This is a genomic window from Halomonas sp. MCCC 1A11062 (assembly GCF_021404355.1).
In the GTDB taxonomy this organism is placed as follows: domain Bacteria; phylum Pseudomonadota; class Gammaproteobacteria; order Pseudomonadales; family Halomonadaceae; genus Halomonas; species Halomonas aerodenitrificans.
On the sequence record NZ_JABFTW010000006.1, the window covers coordinates 174,387 to 190,692 of the forward strand.

The 16,306-nt window shown below is 64.1% G+C and carries 16 protein-coding genes and 3 tRNA genes; 14 read left to right on the forward strand and 5 right to left on the reverse strand.

What is annotated here, in order from left to right; genetic code table 11:
• The first annotated feature begins 11 nt into the window (after nt 1-11).
• Together HOP58_RS08815 and HOP58_RS08820 are read left to right on the forward strand one after the other, a co-directional pair.
• A complete protein-coding gene (locus HOP58_RS08815) occupies nt 12-1,295 on the forward strand; it encodes a YeaH/YhbH family protein (RefSeq protein WP_010629671.1) in 1,284 nt (427 codons plus the stop codon).
• A gap of 18 nt (nt 1,296-1,313) precedes the next feature.
• Entirely contained in the window at nt 1,314-2,870 is a 1,557-nt protein-coding gene (locus tag HOP58_RS08820) for a SpoVR family protein (protein ID WP_010629670.1), read from the forward strand.
• A gap of 73 nt (nt 2,871-2,943) precedes the next feature.
• Here HOP58_RS08820 and HOP58_RS08825 read toward each other — a convergent pair whose 3' ends face one another.
• On the reverse strand, nt 2,944-3,297 hold the full coding sequence (locus HOP58_RS08825) for a high-potential iron-sulfur protein (RefSeq protein WP_234252731.1): 354 nt from the start codon (nt 3,295-3,297) through the stop codon (nt 2,944-2,946).
• 346 nt (nt 3,298-3,643) lie between these two features.
• On the opposite strand from HOP58_RS08825, the gene HOP58_RS08830 reads away from it, so the two are divergent.
• The gene (locus HOP58_RS08830) at nt 3,644-4,063 is read left to right on the forward strand and encodes a CopD family protein (protein WP_010629668.1); all 420 of its coding nucleotides are present in this window, start codon (nt 3,644-3,646) and stop codon (nt 4,061-4,063) included.
• Nucleotides 4,064-4,116: 53 nt separating this feature from the next.
• On the opposite strand, the gene HOP58_RS08835 is transcribed toward HOP58_RS08830, so the two are convergent.
• Nucleotides 4,117-4,581, reverse strand: a complete 465-nt coding sequence (locus tag HOP58_RS08835; RefSeq protein ID WP_010629667.1) for a DUF2231 domain-containing protein — start codon at nt 4,579-4,581, stop codon at nt 4,117-4,119.
• A gap of 84 nt (nt 4,582-4,665) precedes the next feature.
• Between HOP58_RS08835 and coxB the strand changes: the two genes are divergently transcribed.
• From coxB to HOP58_RS08860, 5 genes are all read left to right on the forward strand, one after another.
• Nucleotides 4,666-5,682, forward strand: coding sequence for a cytochrome c oxidase subunit II (gene coxB, locus HOP58_RS08840; protein ID WP_010629666.1), 1,017 nt, complete (start codon nt 4,666-4,668; stop codon nt 5,680-5,682).
• Nucleotides 5,679-8,210 (forward strand): cytochrome c oxidase subunit I, encoded by a 2,532-nt coding sequence (ctaD, locus tag HOP58_RS08845; protein WP_234260122.1) that lies wholly within the window; start codon nt 5,679-5,681, stop codon nt 8,208-8,210. Before coxB ends, ctaD begins: the two co-directional genes overlap by 4 nt.
• The gene (locus HOP58_RS08850) at nt 8,207-8,557 is read left to right on the forward strand and encodes a hypothetical protein (RefSeq protein ID WP_234260123.1); all 351 of its coding nucleotides are present in this window, start codon (nt 8,207-8,209) and stop codon (nt 8,555-8,557) included. Before ctaD ends, HOP58_RS08850 begins: the two co-directional genes overlap by 4 nt.
• Nucleotides 8,558-8,688: 131 nt before the next feature.
• Nucleotides 8,689-8,964, forward strand: coding sequence for an Lrp/AsnC ligand binding domain-containing protein (locus tag HOP58_RS08855; RefSeq protein WP_010629663.1), 276 nt, complete (start codon nt 8,689-8,691; stop codon nt 8,962-8,964).
• Nucleotides 8,965-9,049: 85 nt separating this feature from the next.
• Nucleotides 9,050-9,934, forward strand: coding sequence for a DNA/RNA non-specific endonuclease (locus HOP58_RS08860; protein WP_010629662.1), 885 nt, complete (start codon nt 9,050-9,052; stop codon nt 9,932-9,934).
• A gap of 143 nt (nt 9,935-10,077) precedes the next feature.
• On the opposite strand, the gene HOP58_RS08865 is transcribed toward HOP58_RS08860, so the two are convergent.
• The 3 genes from HOP58_RS08865 to HOP58_RS08875 all read right to left on the reverse strand — a co-directional run bounded on the left by HOP58_RS08865 (nt 10,078) and on the right by HOP58_RS08875 (nt 10,450).
• A tRNA-Leu gene (locus tag HOP58_RS08865) sits at nt 10,078-10,164 on the reverse strand.
• A gap of 79 nt (nt 10,165-10,243) precedes the next feature.
• Nucleotides 10,244-10,330 (reverse strand) — tRNA-Leu (locus HOP58_RS08870).
• A gap of 33 nt (nt 10,331-10,363) precedes the next feature.
• Nucleotides 10,364-10,450 (reverse strand) — tRNA-Leu (locus HOP58_RS08875).
• Nucleotides 10,451-10,681: 231 nt separating this feature from the next.
• On the opposite strand from HOP58_RS08875, the gene rnr reads away from it, so the two are divergent.
• From rnr to rplI, 6 genes are all read left to right on the forward strand, one after another.
• Complete coding sequence (gene rnr / locus HOP58_RS08880; RefSeq protein ID WP_234260124.1) at nt 10,682-13,075, forward strand: ribonuclease R; 2,394 nt, start codon at nt 10,682-10,684, stop codon at nt 13,073-13,075.
• Nucleotides 13,075-13,905 (forward strand): 23S rRNA (guanosine(2251)-2'-O)-methyltransferase RlmB, encoded by an 831-nt coding sequence (rlmB, locus tag HOP58_RS08885; protein ID WP_234260125.1) that lies wholly within the window; start codon nt 13,075-13,077, stop codon nt 13,903-13,905. The genes rnr and rlmB overlap by 1 nt, the downstream gene beginning before the upstream one ends.
• Nucleotides 13,906-14,078: 173 nt before the next feature.
• Nucleotides 14,079-14,462 carry a 30S ribosomal protein S6 gene (rpsF, locus tag HOP58_RS08890; RefSeq protein ID WP_010629659.1) on the forward strand — a complete coding sequence of 128 codons (384 nt, stop codon included), beginning with the start codon at nt 14,079-14,081 and terminating at the stop codon, nt 14,460-14,462.
• A gap of 24 nt (nt 14,463-14,486) precedes the next feature.
• Complete coding sequence (gene rpsR, locus HOP58_RS08895; RefSeq protein ID WP_010629658.1) at nt 14,487-14,714, forward strand: 30S ribosomal protein S18; 228 nt, start codon at nt 14,487-14,489, stop codon at nt 14,712-14,714.
• A gap of 12 nt (nt 14,715-14,726) precedes the next feature.
• Complete coding sequence (locus HOP58_RS08900) at nt 14,727-15,581, forward strand: hypothetical protein (RefSeq protein WP_234260126.1); 855 nt, start codon at nt 14,727-14,729, stop codon at nt 15,579-15,581.
• 15 nt (nt 15,582-15,596) lie between these two features.
• Nucleotides 15,597-16,043, forward strand: coding sequence for a 50S ribosomal protein L9 (rplI, locus tag HOP58_RS08905; RefSeq protein WP_010629656.1), 447 nt, complete (start codon nt 15,597-15,599; stop codon nt 16,041-16,043).
• The last annotated feature ends 263 nt before the right edge of the window (nt 16,044-16,306 follow it).

Here is a 16,306-nt window from a genome sequence, read left to right on the forward strand (position 1 = left end):
AGGAGGTCAGCATGACCTATTTCATCGACCGACGCGCCAACGCCAAGAACAAGAGCGCCGTAAACCGTCAGCGCTTTCTCGACCGCTACCGGACGCATATCAAGCGTTCGGTGGAGGAGGCCGTCAACCGACGCTCCATCACCGACATGGAGCGGGGCGAGAAGGTCTCGATTCCCACCCGCGATATCTCGGAACCGGTGTTCCAGCACGGGCCGGGAGGCAAGCGCACCATCGTCAGCCCCGGCAACAAGGAGTTCGTCGAAGGTGACAAGCTGCGCCGTCCCGGTGGGGGCGGTGGTGGGGGTGGCGCCGGCGAGGGCAACGCCTCCAACCAGGGCGAGGGCATGGACGAGTTCGCCTTCAGCCTGACCCGCGAGGAGTTTCTCGACTTCGTCTTCGACGGTCTGGAACTGCCGCATCTGGAGCGCAAGGCGCTCAAGGATCTCGATGAGGTGAAGCCGGTGCGCGCCGGGGTCACCCGCGACGGGGTGCCGGCGCGGATCAATATCGTGCGCTCCATGCGCGAGGCGTATGCCCGGCGCATCGCCATGCGGGCGCCGATCCGGCGTGCCCTGCGCGAGGCGCAGGAGGCCCTGGAGGAGGAGGAGGGCAAGGACCCGGTGCTGCGCAACCCGTCGCGGATCGCCGAACTCAAGGCGGAGATCGAGCGTCTCGAGAAGCGCCTCGAGGCGGTGCCCTACATCGACACCTACGACCTGCGCTATAACAATCTGGTCAATCAGCCCCAACCGTCGAGCAAGGCGGTGATGTTCTGCGTGATGGACGTGTCCGGCTCCATGACCCAGGCCCACAAGGACATCGCCAAGCGCTTCTTCCTGCTGCTCTATCTGTTTCTCGAGCGCAACTACGAGAAAGTCGAACTGGTCTTCGTGCGTCACCACACCGCGGCCAAGGAGGTCGATGAGGAGGAGTTCTTCTACTCGCGGGAGACCGGCGGCACCATCGTCTCCAGCGCCCTGACCCTGGTCGACGAGATCATCACCCGGCGCTACTCGCCAGCGCAGTGGAATCTCTACGTGGCCCAGGCCTCGGACGGTGACAACTGGGACGACGACTCGGTGAACTGCCGTGAGCTGTTGATGAAGAAGCTGATGCCGCGTCTGCAGTACTACACCTACGTGGAGATCACTCCCCATGCCCACCAGGCGCTGTGGGAGGAGTACGAAACGGTGGCCGCCGGGCATCCCGACCGTTTCGCCATGCGCCAGATCGTCGAGGCGGGCGATATCTACCCGGTGTTCCGTGAGCTGTTCAAGCGCCGCGCCGCCCATTGACGTGGATGAGGAGGTCTCATGACCCGACGCAAGCCGATCGCCACCGGTTCCGACTGGAACTTCGAGACCCTCAAGGAGTATGAGCAGGAGTTGGCCAGGCTGGCCGATGAGTATCGGCTGGACACTTACCCCAACCAGATCGAGATCATCACCACCGAGCAGATGATGGACGCCTATGCCAGCGTGGGGATGCCGGTGGGCTACCATCACTGGTCGTTCGGCAAGCAGTTCCTGGCCGTGGAGCAGGCCTACCGGCGTGGCCAGATGGGACTGGCCTACGAGCTGGTGATCAACTCCGACCCCTGCATCGCCTACCTGATGGAGGAGAACACCCTGATGATGCAGGTGCTGGTCATGGCCCACGCCTGCTATGGCCACAACTCCTTCTTCAAGGGCAATTACCTGTTTCGTACCTGGACGGATGCCAGTTCGATCGTCGACTACCTGGTATTCGCGCGCAAGTACGTGGCGGAATGCGAGCAGCGCCACGGGGTGACGGCCGTAGAGCAGCTCCTCGATGCCTGCCACGCGCTGCAGAACTACGGTGTCGATCGCTACAAGCGGCCGTCACCCATCTCCGCCGAGGAGGAGGTCCGCCGCCAAGCAGAGCGCGAGGCCTACCTGCAGACCCAGGTCAACACCCTGTGGCGCACCATTCCGGGGCGTCAGGCGGCGGATGCGCTACCCGGCAGCCTGGCCAGCGACGAGGATCCGCTGGGCCTGCACGGGGGTGGACGCTATCCACCCGAGCCCCAGGAGAACCTGCTCTATTTCATCGAAAAGAACGCGCCGCTGTTGGCGCCGTGGCAGCGCGAGATCGTGCGCATCGTGCGCAAGCTGGCGCAGTACTTCTACCCCCAGCGCCAGACTCAGGTGATGAACGAAGGCTGGGCGTCGTTCTGGCACTATACCCTGATGAATCGACTCTATGACGAGGGGCTGGTGGACGAGGGGCTGATGCTGGAGTTCCTGCAGTCGCATACCGCCGTGGTCAGTCAGCCCGGTTTCGACAGCCCATACTACAGTGGCATCAATCCCTACGCGCTGGGGTTCGCCATGTTCAGCGACATCAAGCGCATGTGCGAAAACCCCACCGCCGAGGACCGTGAGTGGTTCCCCGACACGGCGGGTGGCGACTGGCTGGAGGCGGTGCATTTCGCCATGCGCAACTTCAAGGATGAATCCTTCATCCAGCAGTTCCTCTCGCCCAAGGTCATGCGCGACCTCAAGCTGTTCAGCATCGTCGACGACGATCAGGAGGAGATGCTGGAGGTGGCGGCCATTCACGACGAGCGTGGCTATCGTCGTATCCGGGAGGCGCTGGCCGCGCAGTACGCCCTGTCGCTGCGGGAGCCCAATATACAGGTGTACGAAGCCGATATCCGCGGCAACCGCTCATTGACCCTGCATCACGTGCAGGATAGCCGGCGACCGCTGGGCCGTAGCGTCTACCCGGTGATTCGTCATCTGCACCAGCTGTGGGGTTTTCCGGTGCGGCTGGAGTCGATTGCGGCGGATGGCAGCGTCGGCAGGCGCTATCAATGGCCGCTGCCGGACGAAGAAGGCAAGGAGTAGCGTCCGACGCGCCGTCAGGTAGCATGGGCCGGGCCGGCAGCCGCGCGCTTCGCTGGTTTGGCCCATGGTTGGCTCAGTCGGCGGTGACCCAGGACTGGCACCAGCCGCCTGGTTCGACGCTATTCTGTGGAAAGAGCTGGCAGCCTTCGCTGCGACGTTCGAAGAACATGCAGTTGCTGCAGGTTTCGCCTCGCTCGTACGCGGGGTGATCGCTGGCTCGCTCGGCCACTTCCACGTAGTTCAGTGCCTGGGCCTGCTCGTCGTTGGGGTTGAGCCTTGGCAGGGTCTGGGCGAATGCATGGCGCGAGACAATGCCGGCTCCCAGGGGTAGAGCGGCGATGCCCAGCAGGCTGTTGCGTAAGAAGTCACGTCGGCTCTGATGGGCCGGGGAGCGATGCTTCTTGGCCATGGGATGCTTCTTGGCCATTGAGATATCTCCTGCTTCGACACGGTCAAGTCGTTATGGAACGAACCCCATTGCGCCGGGCAGCTGCCGAGAGCACAGGCGACGTACCGGCTCGATTATCAGACTCGGCAAGGGGGTGTGAAGTTCTCGAGTGTTAAGCGGAGGAAACACTCTTTCGAGCCGAGGCGCAATTGCTGAATTTTGCCTTGCGTTTCAGTTCGGTGTCATGCGGTTTCGGCGGGCGAGGCGACGTAAGGGAATGCGAATGAATGAGGCGTGAAGCGCCGGCCAACGGAGCCGATGGCGCTGGCACCGCTAAGGTAGATTCGATAGGGTGTGTGAACACTGCTGCTGCAAGGATGCTGTTATGCCGTGGTTAAAGGTTCTGCACATCGCCACGCTGTTGTGCTGGTGTGCTTCGCTGCTGTATCTGCCGGCCATGCTGATGGTCAGTGCCCGGGCCCGGACGGGCAGCTCTTTCGAGGTGTCCGCCCCGGCACTGTTGCGTTTCGTTTTCACTCACATCGCCACTCCCTTCGCCCTGCTGGCGATCATGAGCGGCACCCTGCTGTTCGTCGTGGCGCAGCTCGTCGGCGGCTGGCTGGTGCTGAAGCTGGCGGCCGTGAGCGGCATGGTGCTATGCCATGTGTTGTGCGGCGCGCTGATCGTGAGCCTGGAGCGTGACCGACGCCGCTTCCTGGTGCCGGCAAGCGCGCTGGTGGCCGCCATCGCCGCCACGCTCATGCTTGCCGTTCTCGTGCTGGTACTCAGTAAGCCATTCGATTGAGGCATGACAAGGAGAGTTACATGCGCCACTCGACCCGCCATGCTCGGTCAACGTTACTTGTCGTCGATCTCGACGCCGACCGCCTCGTCGTAGACGAGCATGCCACCGAGGATACCGGCCAGCACGATCAACCCTGCCGTCATCAGCGTCAGGCCAACGGCCCAAGGCAGCAGGTCGGTGGGGTAGAGGTAACGCCACAGCCAGTTGAGGGATGCCAGCGACAACATCATCACCGCCAGGATGGCGTGACACCAGCCCAGGATCATGTCGCGGATTCGCTTGACCGTGATCAGATCGGTGAGGCCGGCGATGCTGGCGACCCAGCCGCCCAGAGCGCCGATGCCGGCCAGCCACAGGCTGGTGCGTGCCCAGAACGGGTCGCCGATGAACAGGAAGAGGGCGTCGCTGCCCACCACCAGCATCAGGCAGGCAATGGGAAAGTGCACCATGGTGGGGTGAAGGGGGTGCCCGCCAATGGCAGCACGGCTTTTGATCGAGCGTCTCGGTTGTTCAGCCATGTTCGCGTCCTTTGCGATCGGTTCAGAGGTCTCTCTGGCATTCAACGCCCTGTCCAGCAATGGGTCAACCGCAGGAGGCGCTTGGTGGCATGGGCAGCGCTACCGCTGACGGCACTGCTGGCCGGCTGCGCCGGGGAAATGTCGATCCTCGATCCGTCCGGTCCCGCTGCTCGCCATCAGTTCTGGGTGTGGTGGGCCATGCTTGGTTTCAGTGCGGTCGTGGCGCTGGTTCTCTTCACGCTCTGGCTGTATACCTTTCGCCGCGGCGAGCGGCCCCAGCGAACGCCGCGGGAGGAGCAGCGCATCATGCTGCGCTGGGTGCTTGGCGGCGGGATCGCGTTGCCGCTTGTCAGCATCATTGCGCTGCTGGTCTTCGCCGCCCCGACCGGTCGCAGCATGCTTCCCCTGCCATTGCCGGAGGGTGAGGCCGAGCTCATCGAAGTGGTGGGGCACCAGTGGTGGTGGGAGATCCGCTATCCCGGCGAGAACGGCGAACCCGACGTGATCACCGCCAACCGGCTGGTGATGCCGGCCGGGGAGCCGGTCGACTTCCGCCTGGTCAGTGCGGACGTGATCCACGCCTTCTGGATCCCGCGTCTCGGTGGCAAGCGCGACATGGTGCCGGGACGGCATTCGATCATTCGTCTCGAAGCCGACGTGCCCGGCGTCTTCGGTGCCCAGTGCGCCGAGTACTGCGGTGCCCAGCACACCAACATGCTGCTGCACGTCGAGGCGATGCCGCGGGCGGAGTACGATGCCTGGCTGGCCGAGCGCCGTGCTCCTCCCGAGCCGCGCGCAGGCTTCGACGAGGCGCGGCAGGCCTTCGGCGAGCACTGCGCGGCCTGCCACACCGTCGACGGCTTTCCGCAGGAGCTCATCGCCGACGATGTCACTTACGACATGGTCGGCCCCAACCTGACCGACATCGGCTCCCGCCCCACTCTCGGGGCCGGAGTGCTGCCCATGGAAGAGGGCGCCATCGCCTACTGGCTCGAGCACCACCAGTTGCTCAAGCCCGGCAACAGGATGCCGCCGCATAACCATATCGACACCGAGACGCTGCAGGATATCGGAGCCTGGCTGGAGACGATGGAACCATGAGCGAGATCAAGGACGCGACGCTGACGCCCGAGGTTCGGCGACTGCACAAGGGATTGGACGAGGTGTGGGGCAATCCCACCGGCTGGCGGGCCTTGACCGTGGTGAACCATACCACCGTCGGTCTGCGCTTCATGGTCACCGGGGCGATCTTCTTTCTGATCGGTGGCCTGCTGGCGATGCTGATCCGCACTCAGCTGGCCTTCCCCGACAACGATTTCATGTCCCACGAGATCTACAACCAGGTCTTCACCATGCATGGCACGGTGATGATGTTCCTGTTCGCCATCCCCATTCTCGAGGGGTTGGCGATCTACATGATGCCCAAGATGATCGGGGCTCGCGACCTGGTGTGTCCTCGGCTGACCGCCTTTGGCTACTTCTGTTACCTGTTCGGCGGCATCATTCTGTTTTCCAGTATGATCCTGGAGATCGCTCCGGCCAGCGGCTGGTTCATGTACACCCCGCTCAGCAGCGGCGAGTACTCGCCCGGGCCGGGCTCCGATTTCTGGCTGCTGGGCATCACCTTCGTCGAGATATCGGCGCTCTCCGCTGGCGTCGAGCTGGTGGTGTCGATCCTGCGCACTCGTACCCAGGGCATGGCGCTGCACAAGATGCCGCTGTTCGCCTGGTACATCCTGGCCATGGCGCTGATGATCGTGGTCGGCTTTCCGCCGCTGATCCTCGGCAGCATTCTGCTCGAGCTGGAGCGAGCCGCCGGAATGCCTTTCTTCGAAGTGGCCGGTGGCGGCGACCCGGTGCTGTGGGCGCACCTGTTCTGGTTGTTCGGTCACCCCGAGGTCTACATCATCTTCCTGCCGGGGGCGGGTATCGTCTCGACTCTGATTCCGGTCTTCGCCGGGCGCCCCATCGTCGGCTACGGCTGGGTGGTGGCGGCGATCATCATCATGGGCTTCGTCAGCTTCGGGCTCTGGGTGCACCACATGTTCACCCTGGGCATACCGCAGCTGGCGCTGGCCTTCTTCTCGGCGGCGAGCATGCTGGTGGCGATTCCCACCGCCATCCAGATATTCGTCTGGCTCTCCACGCTGTGGCTGGGCCGGCCCAGGATGACGCTGCCGATGCTGTGGATCGTCGGTTTCCTGATCATTTTCGTACTCGGGGGGCTGACCGGGGTGATGCTGGCCCTGGTGCCGTTCAACTGGCAGGTGCACGACACCCATTTCGTGGTCGCCCACATGCACTACGTGCTGGTGGGGGGCATGCTGTTCCCGCTGATGGCCGGGCTCTACTACTGGTTGCCTCAGGTATCGGGGCGCATGCCATCCGAGCGTCTGGGCAAGTGGAGCTTCTGGCTGATCTTCCTCGGCTTCAACGTCACCTTCCTGGTCATGCACTGGACCGGGCTGCTGGGTATGCGCCGGCGGGTGTTCACTTACGATACCGCCATGGGCTGGGACATCTACAACCTGATCTCCTCGGTGGGCGGCTTCATGATGTCCGCCGGCGTGGCGCTGCTGATTCTCGACATCGTGCTGCATTTCCGCTTCGGCAAGAAGGCACCGCAGAATCCGTGGGGTGCCGATACCCTGGAGTGGGCCATGCCCAAGCCCCCCACGGCCTACAATTTCGTCAGCCTGCCGGCGGTGGAGACGCGTCACCCGCTGTGGGAGAAGCCAGAGCTCTCGCGAACCATCTACGAAGGGCAGCACGGTCTCGCCACCATCGAGCATGGCCGGCGTGAGACCTGGGGCAGCGATGCGCTGACCGGCAAGCTGCGCGAAACCATTCATCTGCCCAGCAACTCCTGGTGGCCGCTGTTCTCCTCGCTGGCGCTGGCCGTGGTATGCATCAGCCTGCTGGTGCGAGTCTACTGGCTGGCCGCCGTCGCGGTGCTGGTCGGTGTGGTACTGCTGCTGCGCTGGTCGTGGGAGAACTGCGCGCATCCCGGCAAGGCGCCCGAGGCGTCGATGGCGCCCACCGATCCACCGCTGCACTATCACACCATGAATGGCCCTGGCGTCTGGTGCATGTCGGTCTCCCACCTGGCCAACGGCTCGCTCTATCTGTCGCTGTTGTTCGGTTGGTTCTATTTGTGGGTGGTGGCGCCTGAGTGGCAGATGCCGGAGAGCTCTCCGCTTTCGCCGCTGCTGCTGGTGGCGGCAGGCGTGGCGTTGACCCTGGGCACGCTGCTGCTGGCCAAGGTGGTGCGTCGCCTGCGCCGCCGCGAGGGGGGCGGGCTCGGCCTGATGATGTATCTCGCGGGCGGCCTGGGAAGCCTGCAGACGCTGCTGATCGTTGCGGTGATGTGGCTCGCGGGGCTGGCGCCTACCGAGACGGCGCATGATGCCACGCTGTTCGTGGCACTATGCTACGTGCTCATTCTGGCGGCGTTGGGGGCGATACTGTGCCTCCTCCAGGGGCTGCGCGTCGGCTATGGCTACGTCAGCGTCGAGACGCCGCTGGAGCCGGTGGTGGTGCTGCGCCTGTGGTACTACCACCTGGTGGTCTACTGGAGCCTGTTCGTGGCTATCTGGGTCCTGCCGACCGTGCTGGGAGGTGGTGCATGAGGCGTCTGCTGAAACTCACCCATCCGATTCATCTGATCAGCGGCCTGACGATCTGGGGCATCTGGTTCGTGGCGATCTATGCCGGGCTCTCGGTGGCCTGCTCGGTGTCACCCCCCGAGCCTGAGAGCGACATGCTCACCGGCATCAACCTGGGTGTCGGCGTGGCCACCCTGATCACTACCGCGTTGCTGTTGTGGCTGACTTGGGCCAGCGTTGCGGCGGGCCGCAGGGCGGAGGTGCGCCGCGAGTGCTACTTCGCCTATATCTCGGCCGGGATGTTCCTGTTCTCCGCGGGCAGCACCCTGTTCGTCGGCTACCCCATCGTGTTCCTGCCGCCTTGTCTGTAAGGGTAGCATTCTCGGTGTAGGCGAGCGGCGCGAGAAGAGCGCGGCGATTCAGCCGCCGTGGCCGGCCTGCTATACTCGCGCCAGCGCGGCGATGCCTGGCCGCAGGACTTTACCAACGGGGAGGGTGCCCGATGCAGAATGCCGTGATTCTGATCAACACCGAGAAGGGGCAGGTCAAGGCGGTGGCCGAGCGGCTCGCCGACGTCGAAGGCATCAGCGAGGTGTACTCCACATGCGGTCGCTACGATCTGGTGGCGATTGCCCGCACGCGGGACTTCGAAAGCCTGGCCGAGCTGGTCACCGAGCGCCTTAACGCTGTGGAAGGGATTCGCGATACCGAGACCCTGAACGCCATGCAGGTGCACTCCAAGCACGATCTCGAGACCATGTTCTCGCTCGGCTGGTAGGAATTCGCTAGCGACTTCCACCCACTCATGACCGTATCGAGCCGGTACCGGATGTACCGGCAGTAGCTCCCCTGCGGATGAATTCATGGCTTTGACACGTACCCGTGGCCGGCGGCGTCGCGCCGTACTGCCGCGCTGGCGCTCCCGCGTTCGTCAATTCGGTATCACTCTCGTTTTCGTGCTGGTCGGCAGCGGCCTGTGGTACACCCAGGAGCAAGAATACCGCGACCAGCTGAGCTGGATGGGCGTGCCCACCTGGGACACCCTGACCCCGCTGACCGTGCATCGCGTGCTGCGCAACGACGGCTTCCTGGTGGGCTGGTCGGACGTGCGGGTCAATCCGCTATGGGTGAGCTATCTGCTGCACGACGTGGAGGAGCGCCGAGCGGCGCCCAGGCCCGATTTTCGCCGCGACTGGCGTACCCTGTGGCCGATTGCCGCCGACAGCTACTTCGGCAGCGGCTACGACCGCGGCCACCTGGCGCCCAACTACGCCATTGCCGTGGTGCACGGGCGTCAGGCCCAGGAGCAGTCGTTCCTGATGAGCAATATCTCGCCCCAGCGTCCCGACCTCAACCGCCGTCTGTGGCAGCGCCTGGAAGAGGTGGTGATCGACCACTTCGTGCCGCGCTTCGGCGTGGTCCAGGTGATCACCGGTCCGGTCTTTCCCGAGCGCTTCCTCGACAACGTGGCCAACCGGGTAGGGCTGGTCGAGATTCCCGAGGCGTTCTACAAGATCGTCGTGGTGCCGGCCGAGGAGCCCATGGCGCTGGCCTTCATCATGCCCCAGGAGGTGCGCGGCGACGAACCGCTGGACGACTACCTGGTGACCATCGATGAGGTGGAGGCGCGTACCGGGCTCAACTTCTTCCCGCGGCTGCCCGAGGAGGTCGCCGAGGTGTTGGAGGGAGAGGTGGTGGCGTCGGGGTGGGCGCTCGAAGAGGTGGCGCGGCTTCCCTCCAGATATTGAGGTGGGCCAGATACTGAGTCAGGGAGGCATTCGGGCACAAAAAAACCGCGATCAGTCGCGGTTCTCTTTATTCGCTCTGGCGATGTTTCTAATTTACTCTGGCGATGTTTCAACCTGCATGACGCGGTCTGCTCGTAGAGCAGTGGTGCCCAGGAGAGGACTTGAACCTCCACATCCGTAAGGATACTAGCACCTGAAGCTAGCGCGTCTACCAATTCCGCCACCTGGGCGCATCATGCCTGTCGTGCTTTCGCTACTGTCTTATCGCAACTGCTATTCTATGCCGCTGTCGTGTTCGCGCCTCTGGGATGGTGCCCAGGAGAGGACTTGAACCTCCACATCCGTAAGGATACTAGCACCTGAAGCTAGCGCGTCTACCAATTCCGCCACCTGGGCGAACACGAGCGATTCGAGCTGAATAAAGAGCGATGGTGCCCAGAAGAGGACTTGAACCTCCACGTCCGTAAGGACACTAGCACCTGAAGCTAGCGCGTCTACCAATTCCGCCATCTGGGCAGGCGACGCGTATCTTACCCAATTTGTGGCCCAATGCAAGAGCCGGGGCGGTAAAAGAGTCGAATGCGGGGCTCAATTCATGTCGGGTTGAGCCGTCATGGTTGGGAACCGCCACTACCGGCGCTATAATGCGGGCATGACAAATGACTCTATTAGCAATACCCCACGTACGCGGCGACTCGCCGACTCTCTTCCCCGAATGCTGCTCCTGTTGCCAAGGATGCCCCTCGCATGACTCATTGGACGCTCAGCAACGACCCCCATGCCAGCCGTGAGGCCCACAAGTACGACAAGCCGGCACCCAGCCGCGAGTACCTGCTGGCGCGCCTGGAGGAGTACGGCAAGCCGATCACCCATGAATCCATGAGCCGCATGCTGGGTCTCGAGGACGATGAGCTGCAGGAGGCGGTGCGCCGCCGGCTTGCCGCCATGGAGCGCGACGGCCAGGTGCTGCGCAACCGTGCCGGCGCCTACGCGTTGATCGACAAGCTCGACCTGATCAAGGGCAAGGTGCTGGGTCACCGCGACGGCTTCGGCTTCGTGCTGCGCGACGACGGCAAGAAGCCCGACCTGGTGTTGCCGCCGCGGCAGATGCGCCGGGTCTTCCATGGCGACTACGTGCTGGTGCGCGTCAGCGGGCGCGACCGTCGCGGCCGTGACGAAGCCACCATTGCCGAGGTGCTGTCGCGCAACACCCAGACCATCGTCGGCGTCTATCGCGAGAACACCTCCGAATTCGGCGTGCTGATTCCCGAGAATCCGCGCATCACTCAGGAGGTGATCATCCCGCACAGCGCCTGCGGCGGCGCCCGCGACGGTCAGGTGGTGTCGGCCAGGATCGTGCAGCAGCCCGACACCCGGGTGCAGCCGGTGGGCGAGGTGGTCGAGGTACTCGGTGAGCGCATGGACCCGGGCATGGAGATCGACATTGCCATCCGCAGCTATGAGATCCCCGCTGAATTTCCCCCCGAGGTGCACGACCAGATTGCCGAGATGTCCGCCGAGGTGGCCGAACAGGACAAGCAGCACCGTATCGACCTGCGTCACTTGCCGCTGGTGACCATCGACGGTGAAGACGCCAAGGATTTCGACGACGCGGTATGTGCCTGGAAGACCAAGTCCGGCAGTTGGAAGCTGATCGTCGCCATCGCCGATGTCTCGCATTACGTGCGCCCCGGCACGCCCCTCGACGAGGAAGCCATCCGTCGCGGCAACTCGGTCTACTTCCCGGGTCAGGTAGTGCCGATGCTGCCAGAGCTGCTCTCCAACGGCCTGTGCTCGCTCAATCCACACGTCGACCGGCTGGCCATGGTTTGCGAGATGAACATCTCCAAGAACGGAACCATCAGCCGCTACCACTTCTACGAAGCGGTATTCCAGTCGCACGCCAGATTGACCTACAACAAGGTGGCGGCGATTCTCGACAGCGACGATGCCGAGGCCGATGCCCTGCGCGAAGAGTACCGCGATCTGGTCAAGCCGCTGCAATGCCTGCATGAACTTTACAAGGTGCTGCGCCAGGCCCGCGAGGAGCGCGGTGCCATCGACTTCGAGACCACCGAGACGGCGATCCTCTTCAACGAGGAGCGCAAGATCGAGAAGATCGTGCCGCGCACCCGCAACGATGCCCACAAGATCATCGAAGAGTGCATGCTGGCAGCCAACGTGGCCACGGCCCGCTTCCTCGACAAACACGATCTGCCGGCGCTCTACCGCATCCACGAGCGGCCCTCGCCGGAGCGCCTCGACAAGCTGCGCCTGTTCCTCAACGAGTTGGGACTCTCGGTAGGCGGTGGCGACGAACCCACGCCCCAGGACTACCAGGCCCTGGCCGAGGCAATTCGCGGCCGCCCCGATGCCGACGTGATCCAGACCGTGATGCTGCGCTCCATGAGTCAGGCGGTCTACTCGCCTCAGAACGAGGGGCATTTTGGCCTGGCCTACCCGGCCTACGCCCACTTCACCTCACCGATTCGTCGCTACCCCGACCTGCTGGTGCACCGCGCCATTCGTTCGGTGGTGCGTGGGCCGCGCCAGACCAATACCGTGCTGCGTGCCGAAGGGGCCAAGGTGGACCCGCCGAGCAAGTGGTGCCCCTACACCTTCGAGCAGATGCTCGAACTCGGCGAGCACTGCTCGATGACCGAGCGCCGTGCCGACGATGCCACTCGTGACGTCGAGGATTGGCTCAAGTGCGAGTTCATGTCGGACAAGCTCGGTGAGGTGTATGAAGGAACCATCGCCTCGGTGACCCAGTTCGGTATCTTCGTACGCCTCGACGAGGTCTATGTCGAGGGGCTGGTGCACGTTACTTCGCTGCCCTCGGACTACTACCACTACGAGCCCGAGAAACATCGCCTCAAGGGCGAGCGTACCGGTATGAGCTACCGCCTGGGCGATGGCGTCACCGTGCAGGTGGCCCGCGTGGATCTGAACGATCGCAAGATCGACTTCGCCCTCGAGGATGAGAAGCCGCGCCCCAAACGTCAGCCGCGCAAACGGCGCGGTGAGGCAGAGGCGACTTTCACGCCAAAGCCGGACGCCGGTAAGGCGGAAGACAAGGGTGAGCGAGGCAAGGGCGGCAAGCGCCGCCGCGGCCCGCGCCGGTCGAGGTCGCGCGGCTGATGGCACAAGGCAGAAAAGGGCCCAAGCGCGATGCCGGCCGTAGATCGAGAGCGGGTGCTCCATCGGCTCCTGCGGCTACGCCGGGCGGGCTCGATGCCGTATTCGGCGTGCATGCGGTGCGTGCCCTGCTGGCGCGCGGCGAAACGCCCAGGGTGCTGTGGGTACAGGAGGGCGATGCCCAGCAGCGCCTGGCCGAGCTGATCGAGCAGGCCCGCCGTGGCGGCGCGCGAGTCGAGCAGCATCCACGTGACGAACTCGACCGTCTGGCCAGGGAGGCCTCGCATCAGGGCGTCGTCGCCTTTGCCGCGCCGCTGGCCTTCGAGAGCGAGGCGTCGCTGTGGTTCAAGCTGGAGGCCTGGCCCCACGCTACGCCGCCGCTGCTGCTGGTACTCGACGGCGTTACCGACGTGCACAACTTCGGCGCCTGCCTGCGCAGCGCTGATGCTGCCGGCGTGCACGGCGTGATCGTGCCCAAGGACAAGTCGGCGCCGCTCAATGCCACGGTGCGCAAGGTGGCCTGCGGTGCCGCCGAGAGCGTGCCGGTCTATCAGGTGACCAATCTGGCCCGCGCGCTGGCCCGGCTCAAGGAGCTCGGCATCTGGATCACCGGCACCGCCGGCGAGGCCGAGGCGATGCTCTTCGAGGCCGAGTTCACCGGCCCCACGGCGCTGGTGATGGGTGCCGAGGGCAAGGGCATGCGGCGGCTGACCCGCGAGGCCTGCGATGGTCTGGTCAAGCTGCCCATGGCCGGCAGCGTCACCAGCCTCAACGTCTCGGTAGCCACCGGCATCTGTCTATTCGAGGCGGTGCGCCAGCGCTGCGGTGCATGAGCCGCCAGCGCAGCGCCAGCTTGCAACCGGCGGTGCAGATCACTAGAATACAGGCGCCCGTTCCTGCGTGAGCGGGCGTTGTCATTTCGACTATCACCTCCTTGCTTCTCCTGAGAGCCGGCCCACCATGGCGCAGGTCTCACGCGGAAGCTGCCAACCCGAAAGGAGATCCCATGCGTCATTACGAAATCGTGTTCATGGTCCACCCGGACCAGAGCGAGCAAGTACCGTCCATGGTCGAGCGTTACTCCAGCATCGTCACCGAGAGCGGTGGCACCGTGCACCGTCTGGAGGACTGGGGCCGTCGTCACCTGGCCTACCCGATCAACAAGATCCACAAGGCTCACTACGTGCTGATGAACGTCGAGTGCAGCGGCGAGACCCTCGAGGAAATCGAGAACATCTTCCGCTTCAACGACGCCATCATTCGCAGCCTGGTGGTGCGCTGCAAGGAAGCCATCACCGAAGCTTCGCCGATGATGAAGCCGGCAGACGACAAGCGTGCGCGTCGCGAAGAGAAGCCGCGCGCCGAAGAAGAAACTGCCGAAGCCCACTGATCGCACGTACCGAGGAGTCTCTACATGGCACGCTTTTTCCGCCGCCGTAAGTTCTGCCGTTTCACCGCTGAAGGCGTGAAGCAGATCGATTACAAGGATCTGGACACGCTGAAGGCCTACATTACCGAAACCGGCAAGATCGTACCCAGCCGCATCACCGGTACCAAGGCCCGTTATCAGCGTCAGCTGGCAACCGCCATCAAGCGCGCGCGCTACCTAGCTCTGCTGCCCTACACCGACAGCCACCAGTAAGCCGCCGGTTCGATGTTGCCGATCGCCCGATGGTTGATGCGCGGCACGCCCTACGCCGTAGGCGGGGCGGCGCTGGCCGCGGTGATACCCTGGCTGTTCTGGCTCAGCGGCGCCATCGTGGCCCTGGTCACGCTGCGTCGCGGTCTGTCGCCGGCGCTGCCGGTGCTGGTAGCGGCCGCCATTCCTGCCGGCTGGTGGTGGGCTCAGGGCGATGCCCTGCCGCTGGCCAGCGTACTGCTGGTCACGCTGATGGCGGTGGTGCTGCGCTCCCGCATGCGCTGGGGCGAGGCGCTGATCGTCGGCACGCTGGCCGCGGCGGCCATGATCCAGCTCGGCGTCTTCGTGCCGCCGGGTGGTGCCGGGCCGCTGCTGGAGCAGCTGCGTCAGGGCTCGGCCGAGATCGACCGCATGCTGACCGAGATGGCCAACCAGGGCTTCGACACCGAGGAGCTGGCCACGCTGCTGATCGGTGGCATCACCGGCCTGGTGGTGTTGATCGCTGCGGTGGGCTGTCTGGCGCTGGCGCGGGCCTGGCAGGCGGGGCTCTACAACCCCGGTGGCTTTCGCGAGGAGTTCCATGCGCTGCGCCTGATGCCGCGCGAACTCGGCCTGCTGGTGGTGCTCGGCGTGGTGGGCATGGTGCTGGGATTGCCGTCGCTCTCCATGCTGGTGTGGGTGCCGTTGCTGGTGGCCGGTATCGCTCTGGTGCACGGCTACGTCGGATTGAAAGGTATGAACGGGCTGTGGCTGATCGCTTTCTACGTACTGCTGATCACCACCTGGCCCATGATTCTGATAGTGCTGCTGGTGGCCTTCATCGATGTGTTCGCGGATTTTCGCGGCCGTCTGGCCTCTCGCAGCGACTGACAAGAGGTTAACGAGATGGAAGTCATTCTGCTCGACAACATTGGCAAGCTGGGCGGCCTGGGCGACAAGGTCACCGTGAAGCCCGGCTACGGCCGTAACTACCTGGTGCCCTACGGCCTCGCCGTGCCGGCCACCAAGGACAACGTGGAAGCTTTCGAGGCGCAGCGCGCCGAGCTCGAGGCCCAGGCCGCCGAGCGCAAGGCGATTGCCGAATCCCGTGCCGCTCAGCTGGCCGAGATCGAGCTGTCGCTGGTGGCCAAGGCTGGCGACGAAGGCAAGCTGTTCGGCTCCATCGGCCCGCGTGACCTGGCCGAGGCGCTGGGTCAGGCCGGCATCGAAGTCGCCAAGAGCGAAGTTCGCATGCCCGAAGGTCCGATCCGCCAGACCGGTGAATACGACATCGACCTGCATCTGCATGCCGAAGTCGATGCCACCGTTCGCGTGGTCGTCGTCGCCGAGTAAGCCTTACCGCACTCGAACGACCCCAAGGGGCGCAGGAGAGATCCTGCGCCCTTTTCGTGTGCTGTATTGGGCAGGCGTGTGGGTGCCTTAGACATTGGTAGTAATATTACGTTTTGTCTTTGCATTGTAACTCTTAAACGATTAAGTTTTTTCTGCCTGGCTCCGCTGCGTTTCAGGCCAGGGCAGCAGGACGAGACATAAGAGACAAGAGTATCCCGCGATACCGCTCTTAAACGATACAGCGCCATGCTTCCCACCGTTCT